The following is a 23118-nucleotide window of genomic DNA, read 5'->3' on the forward strand; positions in this document are numbered from 1 at the left end:
AGGAATGACGGTAGTGGATTTCCGCTCTTCGGGCGGGTTTGACGGGTCGCAGCCGGGCAGGCTGTCGCATGACTATCCCCATGGCCAGGGCCATCAGGGCTATCAGGACGATTGGCAAGAGGACGGCTGGGACGATCACGCCTATGACGCCCATGCCGGGCCCCTGGCCGAATCGCCCTCGCTTCTGGGGCGGCTGTCGCGGCTGACGCATTACCTGGGCGCGCTGATCTCGGTCGGGCTGATCGTGATCCTGGCGGTCTGGGGCTTCAAGCTGGTGGTGCGCGACGTCTCGGGCGTGCCGGTGATTCGCGCCATCGAGGGCGAGGCCCGCACCGCGCCCGACAATCCGGGCGGCGAGCTGACCGAGCGGACCGGCCTTGCGGTGAACTCGGTCGCCGCCGGCGCCGAGCCCGCCCGGGTGGACCGCGTGGCCATCGCGCCGCCGGCGACGCCCCTGGACGGGCAGGACGTGCCCATGGGCGAGCTGGGCGCCACCGCGCAGGAGCCCTCGCACCCGGTCGAGCTGCCGTTGATCGAGGAAACCGCGCGCGTCATCGCCCGACCCGACGGCGAGACTCTCGTCGAACCCGACGCGGTCGAGAATGCGGTGATCTCGGATGCCCCGGCGGTCGATGCGCCGGTGAACGAGATGGTGACCGATCTGGCCGGCAACGAGACCCGCGACATCGCCATCACCACGGCGCTGGCCGAGGCGGGCGCCGCCCCGGCCCCCGGCGCCATCGCGAAATCGCCGCGCCCCGCGCCGCGTCCGCGCCGCGTGGCCGCCAGCAATGCCGCCGCCCCGGCGCCGGCGCCGACCCCGGCTGCCGCCGAAAGCCGCCCGGCCGCGGCGCCCGATGCCCCGGCGCCCGCCGCCCCCCAGGCCCCGGCCCAGGTCGCCTCGGGCGCGCCGCTGGTGCAGATCGGCGCCTTTGACAGCGATGCGCTGGCCAAGGGCGAATGGAACCGCGTCTCGGGCAAGTTCGGCGCGCTTTTCGCCGGCAAGGGCATGGTGGTGCAGGAGCACAAGGCCAATGGCCGCACCTTCTGGCGGCTGCGCGCCTCGGGCTTCGCCTCGCGCGACGAGGCGCGGCGCTTCTGCGCGGCGCTGATCGCCGAGGGCGTGGACTGCATTCCCGCCGCGGCGAAATGAGCCGCTGAGATGACCGGCGCCACCATCCTCGGCGGCATCGCCGGCCCGGACCTGAGCCGGGCCGAGCGCGATTTTTTCCGCGCCGCCGATCCCTGGGGCTTCATCCTGTTCGCGCGCAATGTCGACACGCCGGACCGCCTGCGCCGGCTGACCGACGCGCTGCGCGAGACGGTGGGCCGCGACGCCCCGGTGCTGATCGATCAGGAGGGGGGGCGCGTGCAGCGCATGCGCGCGCCGCACTGGACCGACTGGCCGGCGCCGCTGGATCAGGCTGGGCGCGGCGAGCGGGCGATCTGGCTGCACCATCACCTGCTGGCGCAGGAATTGCGCGCCGTGGGCATCGACGCGGATTGCGCCCCCGTGCTCGACATCGCCCGCGACGACACCCATCCCTTCCTGCGGAACCGCTGCCTCGGCCCGGATGCCGATACGGTGATCCGCCTGGGCCGCGCCGCCGCCCAGGCGATGCTGGCCGCCGGGGTGCTGCCGGTGGTCAAGCACATGCCGGGCCATGGCCGGGCGCGGGTGGACAGCCACAAGGACCTGCCGGTGGTCGAGGCTGGGCTGGACGAGCTGCGCGCCACGGATTTCGCCCCGTTCCGGGCGCTGGCCGACCTGCCGATGGCGATGACCGCGCATATCCGCTTTACCGCCATCGACGATGCGCCCGCCACCGCCTCGGCCGCGGTGATCGACCTGATCCGGCGCGAGATCGGCTTTGACGGGCTGCTGATGTCGGACGATATCGGCATGCAGGCGCTGTCGGGCAGCCCGGCCGAACGCGCCGCCGCCACCATCGCCGCCGGCTGCGACCTGGTGCTGTCCTGCAACGAAACGCCGGCGCAGATGGAGGAGATCGTCGCCGCGGCCGGGAGCATGTCCCCCCGCGCCGCCCTGCGGGCCGAGGCGGCGCTGGCCCTGCGCCGCGCGCCCCTGGCCGGGGACACCGCCGCGCTGCGGGCCGAACTGGCGGCGCTTGGCGGGCTGGCGGCCTGATCGCTTGACTAAGCCCGGGCATTGGCGGATTCTGCGCAGACCCATCTGCCCGGAAGCGTCATGACCAAGGTGCCCTATCTGACCCCCGTGCCCGACCCGCTTCCCGATACCGGGCCGGCGCCGCATCTGCCGGGGCTGGCGCCGCAGCCGGCGGCCGAGCGCCGCGCCGCGGAGGTGCTGGTCGTCGACGTCTCGGGCTTCGAGGGGCCGCTGGACCTGCTCTTGACGCTGTCGCGCACGCAGAAGGTCGACCTGATGCAGATCTCGGTGCTGGAGCTTGCCGACCAGTATCTGGCCTTCGTCGAGGAGGCGCGGGCGCTGCGCATCGAGCTGGCGGCGGATTACCTGGTCATGGCGGCCTGGCTCGCCTATCTGAAATCACGCCTGCTGCTGCCGCCGGATCCCGAGGCCGAAGGGCCCTCGGCCGAAGAGCTGGCGGCGCATCTGGCCTTCCAGCTGGAACGGCTGAACGCCATGCGCGAGGCGGCGGCGCGGCTGATGGCCCGCAACCGGCTGGGGCAGGACCGCTTTGCGCGCGGCGCGCCGGAAACCGTGGCCCGCCAGCGCCAGGTCGCCTGGCAGGCCGGGCTGATCGACCTGATGCGCGCCTATGCCCGGCTGCGCACCCGCGACGAGTTCCGGCCCTATGCCTTCGACCGCCGCGACGTCTTTACCATGGAACAGGCGCTGGACCGGGTGCGCGGGCTGATCGGCTTCGCCGGCGACTGGACCGCGCTTTCCACCTTCCTGCCCGACGGCTGGGAGACCGATCCGCAGCGTCGCCGCTCGGCCACCGCTGCGACCTTCGCCGCCACGCTGGAACTGGCGCGGCAGGGCGCGGTCGAGATCGCCCAGGCCGGCACCTTCGCCCCGATCACCATCCGCAGGCGCCCGCAATGAGCCAGGACAAGACCGCCGCCGACCCGCAGCGTTTCCCGCCGCCGCCGCTGGCCGAGCAGGAGCGCATGATCGAGGCCGTCCTGTTCGCCTCGGCCGCGCCGATGAGCCAGCGCGAGATCGCCGCGCGCCTGCCGGCTGGCTGCGACGTGGCCGAGGCGCTGCAGGCCCTGCGCGCCCGCTACGAAGGGCGGGGGGTGCAGCTGGCGCGGGTCGGCGATGCCTGGGCGTTTCGCACCGCCGCCGATCTGGGCTTCCTGATGCAGGAAAGCGTGGTGGAAAGCCGCCGCCTGTCGCGCGCCGCGACCGAGACGCTGGCGATCATCGCCTATCACCAGCCCGTCACCCGCGCCGAGATCGAGGAGATCCGCGGCGTCGCCGTCAGCCGCGGCACGCTGGACCAGCTGATCGAGCTGGACTGGGTCCGTGTGGGCCGTCGCCGCCAGACCCCCGGCCGGCCGGTGACCTTCGTGGTGACCGAGACCTTCCTGGACCATTTCGGCCTGGAAAGCGCCCGCGACCTGCCGGGCCTGGCGGAGCTGCGGGCGGCGGGCCTGCTGGAATCGCGTCCGACCGGCGAGGAGATGGCGCCGGGCCTGTTCCGCGACGAGGACGGCGAGGAGAGCGCAGCCATGGCCGAGGATCTGTTCGAAGACGAATGAAGATCGGGACGTAACGCAATGAACATGAACCAGTTCATCAATATGCTGACCCGCATGGTCGCCCGGCGGCTGCTGAACTGGGGCATCCGGCGGGCGACTGCGCCAAAGCCCGGCGCGCCGCGGAACCCGCAGCAGAAAAGCCGCGACAAGGCTGCGCGCGAGGCGGCGAAGCGTGCCCGCCAGGCGGCGCGCATCACCCGGCGGATGCGGTAAAGGGGGCTCTGCCCCCGTCGCGCTGGCGCGCGACTCCCCCGGGATATTTGGGCAAGAAAGAAGGCCGGTCCGGGGGCGCGGCGCTAGGCGAATTGCTTGGCGAGCTTCAGACCCTGGCCCTGGTAGTTCGAGGCGATGCCGCTGCCATAGAGCCGGTCGGGGCGGGCGGCCATGCGCTCATAGACCAGCCGGCCGACGACCTGGCCATGTTCCAGCGCGAAGGGCGCCTCGTGGCAGCGCACCTCGAGCACGCCGCGCGCGCCTTGTCCCGCCGCGCCATGGCCGAAGCCGGGGTCGAAGAAGCCGGCGTAATGCACCCGGAATTCGCCCACCATGGCCAGGTAGGGCGCCATCTCGGCGGCGTAATCGGGCGGGATCGCCACCGATTCGCGGCTGACCAGGATATAGAAGGCGCCGGGGTCGAGGATCAGTTGCCCGTCCGTGGTGCGCAGCGCGTCCCAGAAGTCGCGGGCCTGATAGGCGCCGATGCGGTCGAGGTCGATGACGCCGCTATGCGGCCGGGCGCGGTAGCCGACCAGATCCCCCGCCGCGGGGCGCAGATCGACCGAGAAGCCCAGGCCGTCGTCGATCAGCGCCTCGCCGGTGACCAGGGGCTCGGCGGCATGCAGGTCGCGCAGCTCGGCATCCGTCAGCACCGCCTGGCCTTGCCGCAGCCGCAGCTGGTTCAGCCGCATGCCGGGCCGCACCAGAACCGAGAAGCTGCGCGGGCAGATCTCGGCATAGATCGGGCCGTCATAGCCCTCGGGCAGGCGGTCGAATTCGGTGCCCTCGTCGGTGACCAGCCGCGTCAGCAGGTCGAGCCGCCCGGTCGAGCTTTTGGCGTTGGCGACCGCGTCGAGGCTGGCGGGCAGCGACAGCCGCTCCATCAGCGGGACCAGATAGACGCAGCCCTTTTCCAGCACCGCGCCCTCGGTGAGGTCCATGCGGTGCATCTCGAAATCCTTGAGCCGGTCGCTGACCTTGCGGCCGCGCCCGGCCAGGAACGAGGCGCGCAACCGCCAGGCGGTCGCCCCCAGCCGCAGGTCGAGGCTGGCGGGCTGGACCTGTTCGGGCAGGATCGGCTGGTCCGCCGAGATCGCGCCGCTGGCGATCAGCTGGCGCAGGGACGAATCGGGAAGCACACCGTTCACGCGAAACCCTTTCGGCAAAAGGAAACGCCCACCCCCGGACGGGGATGGGCGTTTTCGGAATGGTCGGGCCGGCGAGATTCGAACTCGCGGCCTTCCGCCCCCCAGACGGACGCGCTAACCAGGCTGCGCCACGGCCCGACGAGGGGCATATAGAGCGAAGCGGGCCGCCAGCACAAGGGGCGAAGCACGGAAATTTCGGCAGGAATTTCGATTGCGGTGGTCGGGCCGCCGCTTGCGGCTGCTGGGCGGCCGGTCATGCGGGTCAGCGGGGGGCCGACAGCGCGTCGCGCAGGGTTTTCGCCCCTTCGGGCAGAGACTTGCCTTGCAGCTCATGCAGGCGCAGCGCCAGCGCGGTGGCGGCGAGCCGGCCCAGCCAGTCGTCGGGCGCGGGACCGGCCGCCGGGACGAGGGCGGCGAAAAGCGGCAGCGATTCCGGTGCGGATGGCGGGGGGGAAGGCTGTCTGGCGGGCCGCTGCGGCGCAGGGGGCGAAGCCGGGGCAGGGGGTTCGGCCGCGCGGGGCGGGGCCAGGCGCACGGCCGGGGCCGGGCGCTGGGACGGGGCGGCATCGCCCAGGGTCTCGCCCAGGCGGGCGGCGCCGATCTCGCGCAGGGCGGTGCCCCGGTCGGCGGCGATCAGCCGCTTTGCGCCGCGGATGCTGAGCCCTTCCTCGCGCAGGACCTGGCACAGACCCGCCGCCAGCCGGACATCGTCAGGCCGGTAATAGCGGCGCCCGTCGGCGCGTTTCACCGGCGCGAGCTGCGTGAATTGCGATTCCCAATAGCGCAGCACATGCGGCGCGACGCCCACGAGGCGCGAGACCTCTCCGATGGATCTGAAGGCGTCGGGGGACTTGCTCATCAGCCCTTGCGCCTGTTCCCTGCCGCCACGCGATCCTTCATCAGATGCGACGGCCGGAAGGACAGCACCCGGCGGGGCGTGATCGGTACCTCTTCCCCGGTCTTGGGATTGCGGCCGATGCGCTCGTTCTTGTCGCGGACCGAAAACGTGCCGAAAGACGATATCTTGACCTGCTCGCCGCGCACCAGCGCGTCCGAGATATGGCCAAGCACGCTTTCGACAAGCTGGGCCGATTCGTGGCGGGACAGACCCACCTCACGGAACACGGCCTCGGCCAGGTCCATGCGGGTCAGGGTAGAGTCGCTCATCTCGGAAACCTCTCGAATGCTGCGAAGGATGATTTCTTTACGGCGCCGAGTCAACAACCCCGACCCGATTCCGTTCCCTCAACGGCCGATTTTGTCCCGCATTATTCGCGCCTTACCGGCAAGACCCCGCGCAAGCAGCCCCGCAGCCCGCTTGGAAATGCGGCAATGCGCGCCTATCTTGAGGACGAAGGACAGGCGGGACCGGAAGGATATGGCTGGCGGCTGGGCGCGCGACGACGCGGTGAACGAACAGATCGAGGTCTCGACGCAGGAGGCCATCGAGCGCATGCGGCTGCGCAATGCGCAGGCCGGCGCGCGGGAAAGCGCAGACTTCTGCGAGGAATGCGACGAGCCGATTCCCGAGGCCCGGCGGCAGGCGATTCCGGGCGTGCGGCTTTGCGTCGACTGCCAGTCCGGCCGCGACAGGGCCTGGCGGCCGGCCGGAGGGATCAATCGGCGCGGGTCGAAGGATTCGCAGCTGAAATAACGGCTTACCAGCGCAGGACGACGGAACCCCAGGCGAGGCCGCCGCCGATCGCCTCGGCCACCAGCACGTCGCCGGGCTGGAAGCGGCCTTCGGCATTGGCCACGGAAAGCGCCAGCGGGATCGAGGCCGCCGAGGTGTTGCCATGGTCGGCGACCGTCAGCACCACCTTTTCCATCGGCAGATGCATGCGCTTGGCCGTGGCCTCGATGATGCGCAGATTGGCCTGGTGCGGCACCAGCCAGCCCACCTGCTCGGCGGTCAGCCCGGCCTTGTCCAGCGCGCGATGCGCGGTGTCGGCCAGCTTCTCGACCGCGTGGCGGAACACCAGGTTGCCCTGCATGCGCAGATGCCCGGCCGTGCCGGTCGAGGCGACGCCGCCATCGACATAGAGCAGGTCGCGATACTGCCCGTCGCTGTTCAGGTCGGTGGCGAGAATGCCGCGGTCCTGCGAGGTGCCGGCGCCCTCGGCCGCTTCCAGCAGCACGGCGCCGGCGCCGTCGCCGAAAAGCACGCAGGTGCCGCGGTCGCTCCAGTCCATGATGCGGCTGAAGGTCTCGGCGCCGATGACCAGCACGCGCTCGGCCAAGCCCGAACGGATCATCGCATCGGCATTGGCCAGCGCATAGACGAAGCCGGCGCAGACCGCCTGCAGGTCATAGGCGAAGCCGCCGCGCATGCCCAGGCCCGCCTGCACCATGGTCGCGACCGAGGGGAAGGTCAGGTCGGGGGTCGAGGTCGCCACGATCACCGCATCGACCTGCCCGGCCTCGATGCCCGCATCGGCCAGCGCCGCCTGCGCCGCCCGGATGGCCAGGTCACTGGTGCCCTGGTCCTCGGCGGCGAAATGGCGCCGCTCGATGCCGGTGCGGGCGCGGATCCATTCGTCGCTGGTGTCCAGCTTGTCCTCGAACCAGCTGTTCTCGACCACGCGTTCGGGCAGGTAATGGCCGGTTCCCCGGACGATCGCACGCCGCATCAGGACGCCTCGCTTTCCTTGCTGCCGTTGATTTGGCTGGCCGCCGCGACGGATTGCGCCACGCGCGCCGCCAGCCGGTCCTGGAAGCCGGATTGCGCCAGCCGGAAGGCCAGCTTGATCGCCGCCGAGACACCGGTCGCATCGGCCGAGCCGTGCGATTTCACCACCGTCCCGTTCAGTCCCAGGAAGACGCCGCCATTGACGCGGCGCGGGTCGATGCGCTTTTGCAGCCGCTTGAGCGAGCCCATGGCCAGAAGCGCCGCGAATTTCGACATCACCGACTTGCCGAAGGCTTCCTTCAGCAGTTCGCCCACCAGCTTCGCCGTGCCCTCGCCGGTCTTCAGCGCGACATTGCCGGTGAAGCCGTCGGTTACGATCACATCGACGCGGGCCGAGGGCAGGTCGCCGCCCTCGACGAAGCCGACATAGTCGAAATTCGCCGCCTGCGCCGTGGTGGGGATGAGTTCATGGGCCTGCTTGAGCTCGGGCCGGCCCTTGTGTTCCTCGGTGCCGACGTTCAGCAGGCCGACGCGCGGCCGCTCCAGCCCGAAGCCGTTGCGGGCATAGGAGGCGCCCATCAGCGCATAGGTCAGCAGGTCCTGCGCATCGGCGCGGATATCGGCGCCCACATCCAGCATGACGTTGAAGCCCTGCGGATTGCGCGACGGCCAGAGGCAGGCGATGGCGGGGCGGTTCACGCCGGGCAGCTTGCGCAGCCGCAGCATCGAGAGCGCCATCAGCGCGCCGGTATTGCCGCAGGACACGGCGGCGGTCGCCTCGCCCTGGCGCACCGATTCGAGGGCTGACCACATCGAGGTGCCCTCGCCCTTGCGCAGCACCTGGCTGGGCTTGTCGTCCATGGTCACGACGCCGGCCGCGTCGCGGATGTCGCAACGCTGCAGCAGATCGCCGCGGCGGCCGATCAGCCGCTGCAGCTCGGCCTGCGGGCCGTGGACGATGAAACGGATATCGGGATTCTTCCCGGCGCTTTCGGCCATGCCGGCGACCACCGTCGCCGGACCCCGGTCGCCGCCCATCGCGTCGACCGAGATCACCACGCCGCCCCCGTCGCCAGGGGCGCGAGGCAGAGTGCTGGAATCTGCCGAAGCCATATCCGCGGTCGGTCCGCTCAGGCCGCGTCTTCGTCCAGATCGACCTCATTGGCCTGCGCCACGACCTCGCGGTCGGCATAATGGCCGCAGGAGGGGCAGACGTGATGCGGGCGCTTCAGCTCGCCGCAGTTCGAGCATTCGTTCGGGTTGCCGGCGACGAGCGCATCATGCGAACGGCGCATGTTGCGGCGGGAGCGGGTAACTCGGTTCTGAGGGACGGCCATGTCTCAACCTCAAGTGGTTCGGGGGGCAACCCGGCTGGGCGGCCCCGGATTCGGTGTTCGTGTCTGGGGCGGGCATAGGCCACTGGAGCGTTGGCCGCAAGACGCGAAAACGGGTCGCAGAGCGGGGGCCGCGGTCCGGGATTCCCCCGCCGGTCGAATGAAGGCGGCAAAATAGCGGGATTTCTGCATTTCGCAAGGGGAATCTGCAAGAGAAGCGGCGCATGCGCGCCGCTGCCTCCGGCGGGGATATTTGGGCAAGAAAGAAGCCGGGCGCCGGGGGGCGCGGCGGGTTCAGCGGCCGAGCTTGGCATGGACCTCGTCGAGGTCGATCTCGTTCTTCGGCAGCTTGTTGTCGGGGTCGTCGAAGTCGTATTTGAAGAGCTGGAAATCCTTCTTGTAGATTTCCCAGACCAGATGCCGCGACAGGTCGTCGAAATAATCGCTGACCTTGTGGGCGCGCTTGGGGCCGTGGCCTTCGGATTCGTTGAACTTGGGCACGTCGTTGACGTCGAGCCTGACCGGGGTCGGCGCGGCATCCAGCACCTTCTGCATGCCCTCGTTGAACTTCTCGGTGAAGAAGATCTGGTCGTAGCGGCCGCCGTTCACGATGAAGGTCGAGATATGGCCGGACATGGCCGACCAGTGGATGTCCGGCTCCATCGGCCGGCGCCAGCGGATGGTGTCGCGCGCAAACAGCAGGAAGCGGCGGAAGCTGGCGACCTGGTCGAATTCGAAGCCGTTCTCCGGGCTGCCCACGTCGACGCCGTAGCGCTGCATCAGCTGCGGCACGAGATTGCCGCGGTAACGCTTGCCGTTCCTCTGGATGCCGGCGATCTTGTCGAAGAACGAGGACAGGATGCGCGCATAGGGATTCCTGACGCAGGTGAAGGTCAGCGCCTTGTGTGCCTTGACGTTGCTTTCGATGAGCTGCTGGCTTTCGGGCTGGTTCCATTTGTGCAGCCCGCTGGTGGAATCGTGGATGTCGCCGTCGAAATAGCGGCCATGGTCGGAATAGAACATGATCTGCCCGATCGAGGAACAGGCGCATTTCGGGACGACGCGATAGACCATGCTTTCGCTTTCCGTCATCCAGGTTCCTGGAAAACCCATAACTCTCATTCCCTTCAAAAAACTGCGCCGGCCGGGGCGGGCTCGGCCGGGTTGCCCCTGCGGCCAAAATCGGTAAGGACACAAAGCAAATCAGCGGCAGAGATTCAACCTGCTGTGGAGCATGCGCCGGCGCGAACCGGAGGGGATGGCTGTATCGATGGCACGGATTGCCTTCATTCTGCTCTGCCACAAGGATCCCAAGGGCGTGGTGGCGCAGGCACGCCGGCTGACGGCCTCGGGCGATTACGTGTCGATCCATTTCGACGGCCGCGCCAAGCCCCGGGATTTCGAGCTGATCCGCGCGGCCCTGGCCGACAACCCCTCGGTCGCCTTCGCGCAGCGGCGCTGGAAATGCGGCTGGGGCGAATGGTCGCTGGTCGGCGCCACGCTGGAGGCGGTGCGCGCCGCCGTCGTCGCCTTTCCGCAGGCCACGCATTTCTACATGCTGTCGGGCGACTGCATGCCGATCAAGTCGGCGGAATATGCCCATGCCTTCCTGGACGCCGAGGATTGCGACTATATCGAGAATTTCGACTTCTTCGAATCGGACTGGATCAAGACCGGCTTCAAGGAAGAGCGGCTGATCTACCGGCACTGGTTCAACGAGCGGACGCGGAAATGGCTGTTCTATGCCAGCTATGACCTGCAGAAGCGCCTGGGCCTGACCCGGCCGGTGCCCGCCGACATCCAGGTGATGATCGGGTCGCAATGGTGGTGCCTGCGCCGCCAGACGGTCGAGAAGGTGCTGGATTTCTGCGCCACCCGCCCGGACGTGCTGCGGTTTTTCTCGACCACCTGGATCCCCGACGAGACCTTCTTCCAGACCATCGTGCCGCATGTCGTGCCGCGGAAGGAAATCCGGGCGCGCACGCTGACCTATCTGATCTTCACCGATTACGGGATGCCGGTCACCTTCTATAACGACCATTACGACCTTCTGGTCGGGCAGGACTATCTGTTTGCGCGCAAGATCAGCCCCGAGGCGATCCGGCTGCGCGAGCGGCTGGGCGCGCTTTGGGCGGCGCGCGGGGTGCATTTCCCGATCTCGAACGAGGCGACCGGGCTCTTTCGCTTCCTGACCGCGCGGGGCCGGGTCGGGCGGCGCTTCGGCCAGCGGTTCTGGGAGGCCGAGGGCAGCCTGGGCCGGGCCAATACGCTGCTGCTGGTGGTGGCCAAGAAATGGCATGTCGCCAAGCGCCTGACCGCCGCGATCCGGACGCAGACCCCGATCCCGGCGGTGGATTTCGTCTTCAACGAGCATCGGGCGCATCTGCCCGATCTGGGCGGGGTCGAGACCACCATCGAGAAGCGCGACCGGCATCGGCGGGCGCTGATCCGGCTGCTGTTCGAGCATTTCGAATCGAACCGGCTGGTGCTGTGCCTGGACCCTTCGGCGCTGCATCTGATCCAGGACCTGACCTCGGACAAGGCCGACACCCGGCTGCTGCTGATCGATTCGCGCTTCGACGACGATTATCTGCGCGGCCATATCGCCCGGGTGGGCCTGGCCGGGGCCGAGACCGCGCCCGAGGTGATCGAGCGGCTGCTGCCGACGGTGCGCGCCGATCTGGAGCACGAGGCCGAGCGGCTGCGCGACATGGATTTCGCCGGTTTCCACGCCATCGCCCCCTGGCGCCCGCCCGAGGAGAACGCCGCGCAGCTGGCGCGTTTCCTGGACGTGCCGGCAACGGCCGCGCTGGCGCTGGCCCGGACCGAATACCTGTTCGACGATTGAGGAGAGAACCGCCATGCCCGCCTATGACGACAGCAACATCTTCGCCCGCATCCTGCGCGGCGAGATCCCCAATGATACCGTGCTGGAGACCGAGCATACGCTGGTCTTTCGCGACATCCGGCCGCAGGCGCCGGTGCATGTGCTGGCGATCCCCAAGGGCGCCTATGTCAGCTATGACGATTTCGCCGCGAACGCCTCGGAAGCCGAGATCGTGGATTTCCACCGCGCCGTGGCGAAAGTGACCCGCGACCTGGGCGTGGCGCTGGACGGCGGCCGGGGCTTCCGCGCCATCACCAATGCCGGGCCGGACGGCGTGCAGGAGGTGCCGCATTTCCACATGCACATCCTGGGCGGCCGCCCGATGGGCCGCATGGTTCAGCCGGGCTGAGGCGCGGGGCGCGAGGTCAGCTGGACGAAGACGTCCTCGAGGTCCGGCGCCTCGACCGCGACGTCGCGGATCGCCAGCCCGGCTTCGCGCAGCGCGTCGATCAGCCGGTCCGCCGGGATGCGCGAGGGCGCGTAGCTGAGGGCGAGCCGGCCGTCGCCGCGCCGCTCGGCCCGCACGCCTTCGGGCAGGGCGGGCAGGGCGCGGCCTTCGCCGGTATCGACCACCAGCGTCTTGGAATCGGCCCGGCCGAGCAGGGTGGCGGTATCCTCGCACAGGATCAGCGCGCCGTGGTCGATGATGGCGATGCGGTCGCACATCTCTTCGGCCTCTTCCAGGTAATGCGTGGTCAGGATGATGGTCATGCCCTGGTCGTTCAGCCGCCGCACGTTGCGCCACAGCATCTCGCGCAGCTGGATGTCGACGCCTGCCGTCGGTTCGTCCAGCACCAGGATCTGCGGCCGGTGCACCAGCGCCTTGGCCAGCAAGAGCCGCCGCTTCATGCCGCCCGAGAGGTGGCGCGAATAGCTTTCCGCCTGATCCGTCAGCCCGACCAGCTCCAGCAGCTCGTCGGTCCAGCGCTCGCGCTTCGGCACGCCGTAGAGGCCGGCCTGCACCTCGAGGCTGGCGCGCGGGGTCAGGAACGGGTCGATGTTCAGCTCCTGCGGCATGACGCCGATGGCGGCGCGGGACTGGCGCGGGTTCACGTCCTGGTCGAAGCCCCAGATCGTCACCCGGCCCGCGGTCTTGCGCACCAGCCCGGCCAGGATGTTGATCGTGGTGGACTTGCCGGCGCCGTTCGGGCCCAGCAGGCCGAAGATCGAGCCGGCGGGAATCGCCAGGTCCAGCCCCTTCAGCGCATGTTTCGCCGGCGCCTTGCCGGCGGCGGCATAGGTCTTGGTCAGACCTCTGATTTCGATGGCGTTCGGACTGCTTGCGGGGGCTGGCATCGGCTCTTCGCGTTCATTATGATCGCTGCCGGTTTAACCGCGTTTGTCGTCAAAGCTCAAGGAACCGCCATGACCATCCCGGCCCCCGAGATCCAGACCGTCACCTCGTGGAAGGTCGCCTGCGACGGCGACGAGGCGCGGGGACTGGGCCATCCGCGCGTCTGGCTGGCCATTCCGCAGGATACCGGCTGGGTCGAATGCGGCTATTGCGACAAGCGCTTCGTCATCGACCGCGAACACGCGCACGACGATCACTGATCGCGCGCCATGGCGGCCTGGTTGGGGTGGTGCGGTTGCCGCGCCTCCGGCGGGGGTATTTGTGAAACAGTGAAGGCGGGGGCGGTCTTGGCCCGGTCGGCGCTTCGTGGCAGTAAGGGGCCTTGGACGCTGGCAGAAGGATGAGGCGCAGATGACGGACGGATTCGGCAAGGGCCATCACCTGCATCTGATCGACGGCTCGGCCTTCATCTTTCGCGCCTATCATGCGTTGCCGCCCTTGACCCGGCGCTCGGACGGGCTGCCCATCGGCGCGGTGGCCGGGTTTTGCAACATGGTCTGGAAGTATCTGCAGGACGGCAAGGGTTCGGACCAGCCGACCCATGCGGCGGTGATCTTCGACCATTCGGCGCGGACGTTCCGCAACGATATCTATCCGCTCTACAAGGCCAACCGGCCCGAGCCGCCCGAGGATCTGCGGCCGCAATTCCCCCTGACCCGCGAGGCGACGCGCGCCTTCAACATCGCCTGCATCGAGACCGAGGGCTTCGAGGCCGACGACATCATCGCAAGCCTCGCCTGCCAGGCGCGGGATGCCGGCGGGCGGGTGACGATCATTAGCAGCGACAAGGACCTGATGCAGCTGGTCGGCGGCGGGGTCGAGATGATGGACCCGATCAAGGGCAAGCCCATCGGCCCGGACGAGGTGCGCGAGAAATTCGGCGTCGGGCCCGAGCGGGTGGTGGACGTGCAGGCCCTGGCCGGCGATTCCATCGACAACGTGCCGGGCGCGCCGGGGATCGGCATCAAGACCGCCGCGCAGCTGATCCAGGAATATGGCGATCTGGAAAGCCTGCTGGCGCGGGCGGAGGAGATCCGGCAGCCCAAGCGCCGCCAGACCCTGATCGACCATGCCGAGCAGATCCGCATCTCGAAGCGGCTGGTCGAGCTGGATTGCCGCATGGCGCTGGATTTCAGCCTGGAGAGCCTGGAGATCCGCGAGCCCGATCCCGAGGCGCTGCTGGAATTCCTGACCCGGATGGAGCTGCGCACCCTGACCAAGCGCGTGGCCGAACGGTTCGGGACCGAGGCGCCGACCCTGGCCGAGGTGGCGGCGCCCGCGGCCGCCGCGGCCGATGCCGAGCCGGCCGTGCCCGCCGCCGCGCTGCCGGCCATCGACCGCGGCCTTTACGTCACCATCCGCGACGAGGCAGTGCTGGCCGCGTGGCTGGCCGAGATCGCCGAGACCGGCGTGGTCGCCATCGACACCGAGACCACCGGGCTGGACGAGATGCAGGCCGAGTTGGTGGGTGTCTCGCTGTGCACCGGGCCGGGGCGGGCGGCCTATCTGCCGCTGGGCCATGTCGACGGCGCCGCCGACCTCTTCGGCTCGGGTGCGCGGGCCGAGGGGCAGATGGATCTGGAGCGCGCGCTGGCGATGCTCAAGCCGGTGCTGGAGGATCCCTCGGTGCTGAAGATCGGCCAGAACATCAAGTATGACTGGAAGGTGCTGGCCCGCCACGGCATCCGCATGGCGCCCTTGGACGACACCATGCTGCTGTCCTATGCGCTGAATGCCGGGGCGCATAACCACGGCATGGACGAGCTGGCGGACCTGTATCTGGGCCATCGCTGCCTGCCGATCAAGGACCTGATCGGCTCGGGCAAGGCGCAGATCAACTTCTCGCAGGTTGCGATCGACAAGGCCAGCGAATATGCCGCCGAGGATGCCGAGGTGACCTGGCGGCTCTGGCATTACCTGCGCCCGAGGCTGGCGCCGAACCATGTGACCACCGCCTATGAGCGGCTGGAGCGGCCGATGATCGGCGTGCTGGCCGATATGGAGATGGCCGGCATCCGCATCGATTCCGAGCATCTCAAGCGCATGTCCAACGCCTTTGCGCAGAAGATGGCTGGGCTGGAGGCCGAGATCCACGAACTGGCCGGCGGTCCCTTCAACGTCGGCAGCCCCAAGCAGCTGGGCGAGATCCTGTTCCAGCGCATGGGCCTGGCCGGCGGCAAGCAGGGCAAGACCGGCGCCTTTTCCACCGGCGCCGAGGTGCTGGAGGACCTGGCCGCCGAGGGCCACGAACTGCCCGCCCGGGTGCTGGACTGGCGGGCGATCTCGAAGCTGAAATCGACCTATACCGATGCGCTGCCCCTGCATGTGAACCCCGAGACCGGGCGCGTGCACACCTGCTATTCCATCGCGGGCGCACAGACCGGGCGGCTGGCCTCGACCGATCCGAACCTGCAGAACATCCCGGTCAGGACCGACGAAGGCCGGCGCATCCGCGAGGCCTTCGTCGCCGCGCCGGGGATGCGGCTGGTGAGCCTCGATTACAGCCAGATCGAGCTGCGGATCCTGGCGCATGTGGCGCAGATCCCGGCGTTGAAGCAGGCCTTCCGCGACGGCATCGACATCCATGCCATGACGGCGAGCCAGATGTTCGGCGTGCCGGTCGAGGGCATGGACCCGATGATCCGCCGCCGCGCCAAGGCGATCAATTTCGGGGTGATCTACGGCATCTCGGGCTTTGGCCTGGCGCGCAACCTGCGCATTCCGCGCGCCGAGGCGCAGAGCTTCATCGACACCTATTTCGAGCGTTTCCCCGAGATCCGCGCCTATATGGACCGCACCGTCGCCGGCGCGAAGCAGGACGGTTTCGTGCGCACGCTGTTCGGGCGGCGCATCATGACGCCGGGCATCAACCAGTCGGGACCGGCGGCCGGGGGCGCGCGGCGCGCCGCAATCAACGCTCCGATTCAGGGCGCGGCGGCCGACATCATCCGCCGGGCAATGATCCGCATGCCGGAGGCGATCGCGCATCTGCCGGCCAGGATGCTGCTGCAGGTGCATGACGAGCTGGTCTTCGAGGTCGAGGAGGGCGCGGTGCCCGAGCTGATCGAGGTGGCGCGCGGCGTCATGCAGGGCGCGGCCGATCCCGCGATCCGGCTGGACGTGCCGCTGATCGTCGATGCCGGGCAGGGGCTGAACTGGGCCGAGGCGCATTGAGGGCTGGCGGTCGCGCGAGTTGCGCGGCCGCATGGGTATTTGGGGAACGAAGAAGCCGGCGAGGGAACGGGATGGGCCATTCGCATTCGCATTCGCATGACGGCGGGCACGGCCATGCGCATCTGCCGGGCGGGGCGGGTGACGGCACCATCCTGGTCGCGGTGGTGGTCAACCTGGCGCTGACCGGGGCGCAGATCATCGGCGGCTATGTCGCGGATTCCACGGCGCTGATCGCGGACGGGGTGCATAATCTCTCGGATGCGCTGGCCTTGGTGCTGGCTTTCGGCGCCCGGCGGCTGGCGCGGCGGCCCGCTAGCCCCGACATGAGCTATGGCTGGGGCCGGGCCGAGATCGTCGCGGCCTTCGTCAACTACATCGCGCTGATCGCGGTCTCGGTCTGGCTGGGGATCGAGGCGCTGGGCCGGCTGATCGAGCCGCCGCAGGTCGCGGGCGGGCTGGTCATGGCGCTGGCGGGCTTTGCGCTGCTGGTGGACATGGCGACCGCGGCGCTGGTCTGGCGCGCCTCGAAGGAAAGCGTGAACATCCGCGCCGCCTTCCTGCACAACCTCGCCGATGCCGCGGTTTCGGTCGCGGTGATCCTGGGCGGGGCGCTGATCTGGGCCTTCGGATGGAATCTCGCCGATCCGGTGCTGACGCTGCTGATCTCGGCGGTGATCCTGTGGCATATCGGCCGGGAGATCGGGCCGGTGATGCGCATGCTGATGCTGGCGGCCCCCGCCGGGGTGGATCACGCGGCGCTGGCCGGCGCCATGGCCGGCGTCGAGGGCGTGGCCGGCGCGCATCACCTGCACCTGTGGCAGATCGACGAGCGGCGCACGGCGCTGTCGGCGCATCTGGTCATGCGCGAGGGCGCCGATCCGGTCCTGGCGGTGCGCCGGGTCAAGGCCCTGCTGCGGCGGGATTTCGGCATCGACCATGCCACCATCGAGACCGAGCGCGCAGGCGAGGCCTGCGGCGACGACCATGCAGGCCATCGCCACTAGCGTCAGATCGCGGCGGAATGGCCCGAGGCCGCCATGTCGTAGCCGTCGAACATCCGCGCGATCATCCGGGTCAGCGGCCGGCCCTTGGGCGTGATGCGCAGGCCGGCGGCATCGGCTTCGACCATTTCGCCGAAATGCGCGGCGACCGGGGCGAGGACCCGGTCGAGGCTCTCGGCATCGAAGCCGTGGTCGCGGATGAATTCCTCGGCCCGGATCTCGAAATCGCACATCAGCGCCTCGATCATCCGCGAGCGCCAGCGGTCCTCGGCGGTGAAGGCATGGCCGCGCGTGGTCGAGAAGCGGCCGTCGCGGATCTTGCCCAGATGCGCGCCGGTGGCCGGGGCGTTCTGCGCATAGCCCTGCGGGAAGCGCGAGATCGACGAGGCGCCCAGCCCCACCAGCACCTCGGCCCGGTCGTCGGTATAGCCCTGGAAGTTGCGGCGCAGCAGCCCGGCCTTTTGCGCGCGGGCAAGCCCGTCGCCGGGGCGGGCGAAATGGTCGATGCCGATCTCGTCATAGCCGTCGGCCAGGAACAGCTCGCGCGCGGTCTCGAACAGCCGCAGCCGGCCATGCGGGTCCGGCAGGGTTTCCGAGGGGATCATCACCTGCCGCTTGGCCATCCAGGGCACATGCGCATAGCCGTAAAGCGCCACGCGGTCGGGCGACAGCGCCAGCAGCTTCTGCACCGATTCGGCGATGCGGCGCGGGTCCTGATGCGGCAGGCCGTAGAGGATGTCGGCGTTCAGGCTGGCGATGCCGCGGTCGCGGATCATGTCCACGGCGCGTTTCGTCACCTCGAAGCTCTGCTCGCGGCCGATCACCTTCTGGATCTCGGGGTCGAAATCCTGCACGCCGATCGAGGCGCGGGTCAGCCCGGCCTCGGCCAGGGCGTCCATGCGCGGCTCGTCGATCTCGTTCGGGTCGATCTCGACCGAGAATTCCGCGCCCTCGGCCAGCGGGAAGCTGTCCAGTACGGCACCGGCGACCCGCCGCATCATCTCGGCCGGCATCAGCGTCGGCGTGCCGCCGCCCCAATGCAGCCGCGACAATCTGACGCCGGGCGCCAGCGCCGATTTCAGCATGTCAAGCTCGGCCAGCAGGGCCTGGGCATAGGCGCGCACCGGCTCGTCCGATTGCGTGCCCTGGGTGCGGCAGGCGCAGAACCAGCACAGCCGCCGGCAGAAGGGCACGTGCATATACAGGGAGATCGAGGCGCCGGCCGGGATCGCGGCGATCCAGTCGCGAAAGACCGGCTCGCCCACGGCGGTGGTGAAATGCGGGGCGGTGGGATAGCTGGTATAGCGCGGCACGCGCGCGTCAAACAGTCCCAGCCGCTCAAGTTGCGATTGCTGTTCCATGCTGCTATATATGCCCGGAACCCGCGCCAGGACCTTGACCCAAATCAAATGCCACAAGACGCCGCCATCTGTGCGACGCAGCAGCCCTGCGAAATTTGTCCGATTCGCTATCGGGCGGTCTGTGCGCATTGCGAAGGCGATGAGCTGACCGAACTGGAAAGCATGAAATTCTATCGCCGCTACGAGGCGGGACAGGTCGTGGTCTGGGCCGGCGACCGGATGGATTTCGTGGGCTCGGTCGTCGCCGGCATGGCCGGGCTGACCCAGCAGCTCGAAGACGGGCGCACGCAGATGGTCGGCCTGCTGCTGCCCAGCGACTTTCTGGGCCGCCCCGGGCGCGAGATCGCGGCCTATACGGTCACCGCGACCAGCGATCTGGTGCTGTGCTGTTTCCGGCGCAAACCCTTCGAGAAGCTGCTGATCGACAATCCCCGCATCGCCAGCCGCCTGCTGGAGATGACGCTGGACGAGCTTGACGCCGCCCGCGACTGGCTGCTGCTGCTGGGCCGGAAATCGGCGCGCGAGAAGATCGCCTCGCTGCTGGTGATCCTGGCCCGGCGCGAGGCCGCGCTGATCAAGCGCCGTCCCGCGGGGCGCATCACCGTGGAACTGCCGCTGACCCGCGAGGCGATGGCCGATTACCTGGGCCTGACGCTGGAGACCGTCAGCCGCCAGGTGAGCGCGCTGAAGCGCGAAGGGGTGATCGAGCTTGATGGCAAGCGACGGGTGATCGTGCCCGCCTTCGGACGGCTGGTCACGGAAAGCGGCGACGATTCGGATGGCGGGCCGCTGAGCTAGGCGGCGGCGCCGAATGCGGAACCCCCGGGCGCGATCCCCGGGGGCCTTCTTGTTGCGGCGGCGGTCAGCGCGCCATCAGCACCGGCACCTGCGCCTTTTCCAGCATGCTGCGGGTCGCGCCGCCCAGGATCGCCTCGCGGAAGCGGGAATGGCCATAGGCGCCCATCACCAGCATGTCGGCGCCGATCTCGGTGGCGCGGCGGTTCAGTATGTCGCTGATCAGCGGCAGGGTGCGGGCCAGAACCGAGATCTCGGCCTTGACCCCGTGGCGGGTCAGCATCTGGCACAGGGCGCCGCCCGGGTCAGAGCGTTCGGGACCGCTGGGCGAGGGGTCGATCACGGTGATCTCGACGCTTTCGGCGGCGATCAGCAGCGGCAGGGCGCGGCGCACCGCCGCCAGGGCCTCGTTCGATTGGTTCCAGGCGATCATGATCTTTTTGCCGAAAGGCTCTTTCAGCGCGTCCGGCACGATCAGCACCGGGGCCGAACCCTCGAACAGCGCCGCCTCGGTCACGGCCTCGGCATCGGCGGGCGCGTTCTCGCCATAGGGCCGGTTCAGCACCACCAGATCGGAATAGCGCGCCCTCATGCCGACCAGCGTCGAAAGCCCGCCGACCTGCGCCACGGCGGAATCGACCGACCAGCGGACATCCTCGGCGGAAAGCCGGGCGCGGATGCCCTCCTCGAGCTCGCTGGCCGCGGCCATGGCCTTGTCGATTGATTCCTGGAACACATAGGCCGAGGCGCCCGCGTAGTAATAGCCGCTTTGGGTATGGTCGACGCCCATGCAGAACACGTCCAGATGCGCATCCTCGCGCCGGGTCATGGCGATGGCCGAGTCAAGCTGCTTCTGCTGGCCGGGATCGGTCAGAACGGTCAGGATCGTCTTGTAGCCCATGGGCCTCTCCTTTCGGGGTGTGGCACGAGTTTGCTCGGCATCCGGCAGAATCGCAATCGCCCGCCGGCGCCGGCCGCGACATCCTGTCCGGATATTTGGGAATTTTACACCTGTTCCGTGCAAGCTGATTGACGCAGATCAAAGTCTCACGAAACCGTGCGGCTATAGAGGGACCTGTCGAAGCCGTGTCCCGCATCGCATTCCGCTGCGATTCGGCCGCCTTTCGGCGCAGGATGAAGGACAGAAATTCATGTTGGACACCATCAAGCTGATCGCGCTTGGCACGATCGCGGTTCTGGCCGCAATCGGCGCCAATTATGCGCGGCCCGATGATCCCGCCTATCTGGTGAACGCCCTGATCGTCATGCTGGCGGCGGGGTTCATGTTCATGCGGGTGCTGCGCCAGATGGGGAACGGGCAGCCCGCGCTCGACCCGCATCCCGAGACCGAATACATGGACGGCGTGGTCCGGGCCGGGGTCGTCGCCACCGCCTTCTGGGGCGTGGTGGGTTTCCTGGTCGGCGTGGTCATCGCCTTCCAGCTGGCCTTTCCGGCGCTGAACCTCAGCGACCTGACCATGGGCTACACCAATTTCGGCAAGCTCCGGCCGCTGCATACCTCGGCGGTGATCTTCGCCTTCGGCGGCAACGCGCTGATCGCGACCTCGTTCTATGTGGTGCAGCGCACCTCGGCGGCGCGGCTCTGGGGCGGCAATGCGGCCTGGTTCGTGTTCTGGGGCTACCAGCTCTTCATCGTGCTCGCGGCGACCGGCTACATTCTGGGCGCCACCCAGTCCAAGGAATACGCGGAACCCGAATGGTATGTGGACTGGTGGCTGACCGTGGTCTGGGTCGTCTACCTGGCCGTGTTCCTGGGCACCATCCTGAAGCGGAAAGAGCCGCATATCTATGTGGCGAACTGGTTCTACCTGTCCTTCATCGTCACCATCGCCATGCTGCATGTCGTCAACAACCTGGCGATCCCGGTCAGCCCCTTCGGCTCGAAATCGGTGCAGCTCTTCTCGGGCGTGCAGGACGCCATGACGCAATGGTGGTATGGCCACAACGCCGTGGGCTTCTTCCTGACCGCCGGTTTCCTGGGCATGATGTATTACTTCATTCCCAAGCAGGCCGAGCGTCCGGTCTACAGCTACAAGCTGTCCATCATCCATTTCTGGGCGCTGATCTTCCTCTATATCTGGGCCGGCCCGCACCACCTGCACTATACCGCGCTGCCCGACTGGGCCTCGACGCTGGGCATGGTGTTCTCGATCATCCTATGGATGCCCAGCTGGGGCGGCATGATCAACGGGCTGATGACTCTGTCGGGCGCCTGGGACAAGCTGCGCACCGATCCGATCATCCGCATGATGGTGGTGGCCGTCGGCTTCTACGGCATGGCGACCTTCGAGGGGCCGATGATGTCGATCAAGGCGGTGAACTCGCTGAGCCATTACACCGACTGGACCATCGGCCACGTGCATTCCGGCGCGCTGGGCTGGAACGGCATGATCACCTTCGGCGCGCTCTACTACCTGGTGCCGCGTCTTTGGGGGCGTGAGCGGCTTTATTCGACGGGGCTGGTCAGCTGGCACTTCTGGCTCGCCACCATCGGCCTGGTGCTCTACGCGGCCTCGATGTGGGTCTCGGGCATCATGGAGGGGCTGATGTGGCGCGAGGTCGATGCTCAGGGTTTCCTGGTCAACGCCTTCGCCGACACGGTAGCCGCGAAATTCCCGATGAACGTGGTGCGGGCGCTGGGCGGCGTGCTCTATCTCGGCGGTGCGCTGATCATGTGCTACAACCTCTGGGCCACCGTTGCCCGGCAACCCAAGGCCCAACCGCTCACCGTTGCGGTCCCGGCAGAGTGAGGGCGGATCATGGCCATTCTTGAAAAGCACAAGGTCCTGGAAAAGAACGCCACGCTGCTGCTGGTCTTTTCCTTCCTCGTCGTGACCATCGGCGGCATCGTCGAGATCGCGCCCCTGTTCTACCTGCAGAACACCATCGAGAAGGTCGAGGGCATGCGGCCCTATACGCCCTTGGAGCTGAAGGGCCGCGACATCTATGTGCGCGAGGGCTGCTATGTCTGCCACAGCCAGATGATCCGGCCGATGCGCGACGAGGTGGAACGCTATGGCCATTACAGCCTGGCGGCCGAGTCGATGTACGACCATCCGTTCCAATGGGGATCGAAGCGCACGGGGCCGGACCTGGCCCGGGTCGGCGGCCGCTATTCGGACGAATGGCATCTCGACCATCTGGTGAATCCGCAGGCGGTGGTGCCGGAATCGATCATGCCGAAATACGGCTTCCTGCTGGACCGGCAGATCAACCCCTCGAACATGGGCCAGCGGTTGCGGACCGATGCCCGGGTCGGCGTGCCCTATAGCGACGAGATGATCGCCGCCGCCGCCAGCGACTTCCGCGCCCAGGCCGACCCGGATGCGGACGCCTCGGGGCTTGAGGAACGCTATCCGGGCGCGCAGCAGCGCAATTTCGACCGCCGCCCCGGCGTGTCCGAAATGGACGCCCTGATCGCCTATCTGCAGGTGCTGGGCACGATGGTCGATTTCTCGACCTTCGAGCCGGACCCGAACCGCTGAGGCCA

At 68.5% G+C, this 23118-nt stretch carries 24 protein-coding genes and 1 tRNA gene; 14 read left to right on the forward strand and 11 right to left on the reverse strand.

Annotation, left to right across the window (positions count from 1 at the left end):
• Positions 1-4 precede the first annotated feature (4 nt).
• Genes L632_RS0105005 through L632_RS0105025 form a run of 5 tightly spaced genes read left to right on the forward strand, consistent with a single transcriptional unit; the run spans position 5 to position 3921 of the window.
• Complete coding sequence (locus L632_RS0105005) at positions 5-1153, forward strand: SPOR domain-containing protein (protein ID WP_028716437.1); 1149 nt, start codon at positions 5-7, stop codon at positions 1151-1153.
• A gap of 9 nt (positions 1154-1162) precedes the next feature.
• On the forward strand, positions 1163-2149 hold the full coding sequence (gene nagZ, locus L632_RS0105010; protein ID WP_028711461.1) for a beta-N-acetylhexosaminidase: 987 nt from the start codon (positions 1163-1165) through the stop codon (positions 2147-2149).
• A gap of 60 nt (positions 2150-2209) precedes the next feature.
• Positions 2210-3049, forward strand: a complete 840-nt coding sequence (locus tag L632_RS0105015) for a ScpA family protein (RefSeq protein WP_084648062.1) — start codon at positions 2210-2212, stop codon at positions 3047-3049.
• The gene (scpB, locus tag L632_RS0105020; RefSeq protein WP_028711459.1) at positions 3046-3708 is read left to right on the forward strand and encodes an SMC-Scp complex subunit ScpB; all 663 of its coding nucleotides are present in this window, start codon (positions 3046-3048) and stop codon (positions 3706-3708) included. The genes L632_RS0105015 and scpB overlap by 4 nt, the downstream gene beginning before the upstream one ends.
• A 24-nt stretch (positions 3709-3732) precedes the next feature.
• Complete coding sequence (locus L632_RS0105025; RefSeq protein WP_230376184.1) at positions 3733-3921, forward strand: hypothetical protein; 189 nt, start codon at positions 3733-3735, stop codon at positions 3919-3921.
• Between the two features lie 83 nt (positions 3922-4004).
• On the opposite strand, the gene L632_RS0105030 is transcribed toward L632_RS0105025, so the two are convergent.
• The 4 genes from L632_RS0105030 to ihfA form a co-directional block, all read right to left on the reverse strand.
• A complete protein-coding gene (locus L632_RS0105030; protein WP_028711457.1) occupies positions 4005-5072 on the reverse strand; it encodes a 2'-deoxycytidine 5'-triphosphate deaminase in 1068 nt (355 codons plus the stop codon).
• 60 nt (positions 5073-5132) lie between these two features.
• Positions 5133-5210: transfer RNA gene (locus L632_RS0105035), tRNA-Pro, on the reverse strand.
• Positions 5211-5334: 124 nt separating this feature from the next.
• Entirely contained in the window at positions 5335-5931 is a 597-nt protein-coding gene (locus L632_RS0105040; RefSeq protein WP_028716439.1) for a MerR family transcriptional regulator, read from the reverse strand.
• Positions 5931-6239, reverse strand: a complete 309-nt coding sequence (gene ihfA, locus L632_RS0105045) for an integration host factor subunit alpha (RefSeq protein ID WP_011748157.1) — start codon at positions 6237-6239, stop codon at positions 5931-5933. The genes L632_RS0105040 and ihfA overlap by 1 nt, the downstream gene beginning before the upstream one ends.
• A gap of 211 nt (positions 6240-6450) precedes the next feature.
• Here ihfA and L632_RS0105050 point away from each other — a divergent pair, with 211 nt between their 5' ends.
• On the forward strand, positions 6451-6726 hold the full coding sequence (locus tag L632_RS0105050) for a DksA/TraR family C4-type zinc finger protein (RefSeq protein ID WP_028711454.1): 276 nt from the start codon (positions 6451-6453) through the stop codon (positions 6724-6726).
• A 4-nt stretch (positions 6727-6730) separates the two neighbouring features.
• On the opposite strand, the gene L632_RS0105055 is transcribed toward L632_RS0105050, so the two are convergent.
• The 4 genes from L632_RS0105055 to L632_RS0105070 form a co-directional block, all read right to left on the reverse strand.
• Positions 6731-7702 carry a beta-ketoacyl-ACP synthase III gene (locus L632_RS0105055; protein WP_036697414.1) on the reverse strand — a complete coding sequence of 324 codons (972 nt, stop codon included), beginning with the start codon at positions 7700-7702 and terminating at the stop codon, positions 6731-6733.
• Positions 7702-8814: a phosphate acyltransferase PlsX gene (gene plsX / locus L632_RS0105060; protein WP_028711452.1), complete on the reverse strand. Its 1113-nt coding sequence runs from the start codon at positions 8812-8814 to the stop codon at positions 7702-7704. Before plsX ends, L632_RS0105055 begins: the two co-directional genes overlap by 1 nt.
• 17 nt (positions 8815-8831) lie before the next feature.
• Positions 8832-9038 carry a 50S ribosomal protein L32 gene (gene rpmF / locus L632_RS0105065; RefSeq protein WP_011748153.1) on the reverse strand — a complete coding sequence of 69 codons (207 nt, stop codon included), beginning with the start codon at positions 9036-9038 and terminating at the stop codon, positions 8832-8834.
• Between the two features lie 291 nt (positions 9039-9329).
• Positions 9330-10148: a sulfotransferase family protein gene (locus L632_RS0105070; RefSeq protein WP_028711451.1), complete on the reverse strand. Its 819-nt coding sequence runs from the start codon at positions 10146-10148 to the stop codon at positions 9330-9332.
• Positions 10149-10305: 157 nt separating this feature from the next.
• Here L632_RS0105070 and L632_RS0105075 point away from each other — a divergent pair, with 157 nt between their 5' ends.
• Both L632_RS0105075 and L632_RS0105080 read left to right on the forward strand, forming a co-directional pair.
• The gene (locus L632_RS0105075; RefSeq protein WP_028711450.1) at positions 10306-11883 is read left to right on the forward strand and encodes a DUF5928 domain-containing protein; all 1578 of its coding nucleotides are present in this window, start codon (positions 10306-10308) and stop codon (positions 11881-11883) included.
• A gap of 13 nt (positions 11884-11896) precedes the next feature.
• Positions 11897-12271, forward strand: coding sequence for a histidine triad nucleotide-binding protein (locus tag L632_RS0105080; protein WP_028716440.1), 375 nt, complete (start codon positions 11897-11899; stop codon positions 12269-12271).
• On the opposite strand, the gene L632_RS0105085 is transcribed toward L632_RS0105080, so the two are convergent.
• Positions 12259-13218: an ABC transporter ATP-binding protein gene (locus L632_RS0105085; protein WP_028716441.1), complete on the reverse strand. Its 960-nt coding sequence runs from the start codon at positions 13216-13218 to the stop codon at positions 12259-12261. The two genes, L632_RS0105080 and L632_RS0105085, sit on opposite strands and share 13 nt — an antisense overlap.
• A gap of 69 nt (positions 13219-13287) precedes the next feature.
• Between L632_RS0105085 and L632_RS0105090 the strand changes: the two genes are divergently transcribed.
• The 3 genes from L632_RS0105090 to L632_RS0105100 all read left to right on the forward strand — a co-directional run bounded on the left by L632_RS0105090 (position 13288) and on the right by L632_RS0105100 (position 17454).
• Positions 13288-13476, forward strand: a complete 189-nt coding sequence (locus L632_RS0105090; protein WP_028711447.1) for a zinc-finger domain-containing protein — start codon at positions 13288-13290, stop codon at positions 13474-13476.
• 151 nt (positions 13477-13627) lie between these two features.
• Positions 13628-16450, forward strand: coding sequence for a DNA polymerase I (polA, locus tag L632_RS0105095; protein ID WP_028711446.1), 2823 nt, complete (start codon positions 13628-13630; stop codon positions 16448-16450).
• A gap of 71 nt (positions 16451-16521) precedes the next feature.
• The gene (locus L632_RS0105100) at positions 16522-17454 is read left to right on the forward strand and encodes a cation diffusion facilitator family transporter (protein WP_028711445.1); all 933 of its coding nucleotides are present in this window, start codon (positions 16522-16524) and stop codon (positions 17452-17454) included.
• Positions 17455-17456: 2 nt separating this feature from the next.
• Here the strand turns inward: L632_RS0105100 and hemN are convergent, their stop codons facing one another.
• Positions 17457-18812: an oxygen-independent coproporphyrinogen III oxidase gene (gene hemN, locus L632_RS0105105; RefSeq protein ID WP_028716442.1), complete on the reverse strand. Its 1356-nt coding sequence runs from the start codon at positions 18810-18812 to the stop codon at positions 17457-17459.
• A gap of 48 nt (positions 18813-18860) precedes the next feature.
• Here hemN and fnrL point away from each other — a divergent pair, with 48 nt between their 5' ends.
• Positions 18861-19610 carry a transcriptional regulator FnrL gene (fnrL, locus tag L632_RS0105110; protein WP_028711443.1) on the forward strand — a complete coding sequence of 250 codons (750 nt, stop codon included), beginning with the start codon at positions 18861-18863 and terminating at the stop codon, positions 19608-19610.
• Positions 19611-19674: 64 nt separating this feature from the next.
• Here fnrL and L632_RS0105115 read toward each other — a convergent pair whose 3' ends face one another.
• Positions 19675-20508: a universal stress protein gene (locus tag L632_RS0105115; protein WP_028711442.1), complete on the reverse strand. Its 834-nt coding sequence runs from the start codon at positions 20506-20508 to the stop codon at positions 19675-19677.
• A gap of 250 nt (positions 20509-20758) precedes the next feature.
• Between L632_RS0105115 and ccoN the strand changes: the two genes are divergently transcribed.
• The gene (gene ccoN / locus L632_RS0105120) at positions 20759-22378 is read left to right on the forward strand and encodes a cytochrome-c oxidase, cbb3-type subunit I (protein ID WP_028711441.1); all 1620 of its coding nucleotides are present in this window, start codon (positions 20759-20761) and stop codon (positions 22376-22378) included.
• A 9-nt stretch (positions 22379-22387) separates the two neighbouring features.
• Entirely contained in the window at positions 22388-23113 is a 726-nt protein-coding gene (gene ccoO / locus L632_RS0105125) for a cytochrome-c oxidase, cbb3-type subunit II (RefSeq protein WP_028711440.1), read from the forward strand.
• Positions 23114-23118: the final 5 nt, after the last annotated feature.

The sequence above is a fragment of the Paracoccus sp. J39 genome, assembly GCF_000518925.1.
Taxonomy (GTDB): Bacteria; Pseudomonadota; Alphaproteobacteria; order Rhodobacterales; family Rhodobacteraceae; genus Paracoccus.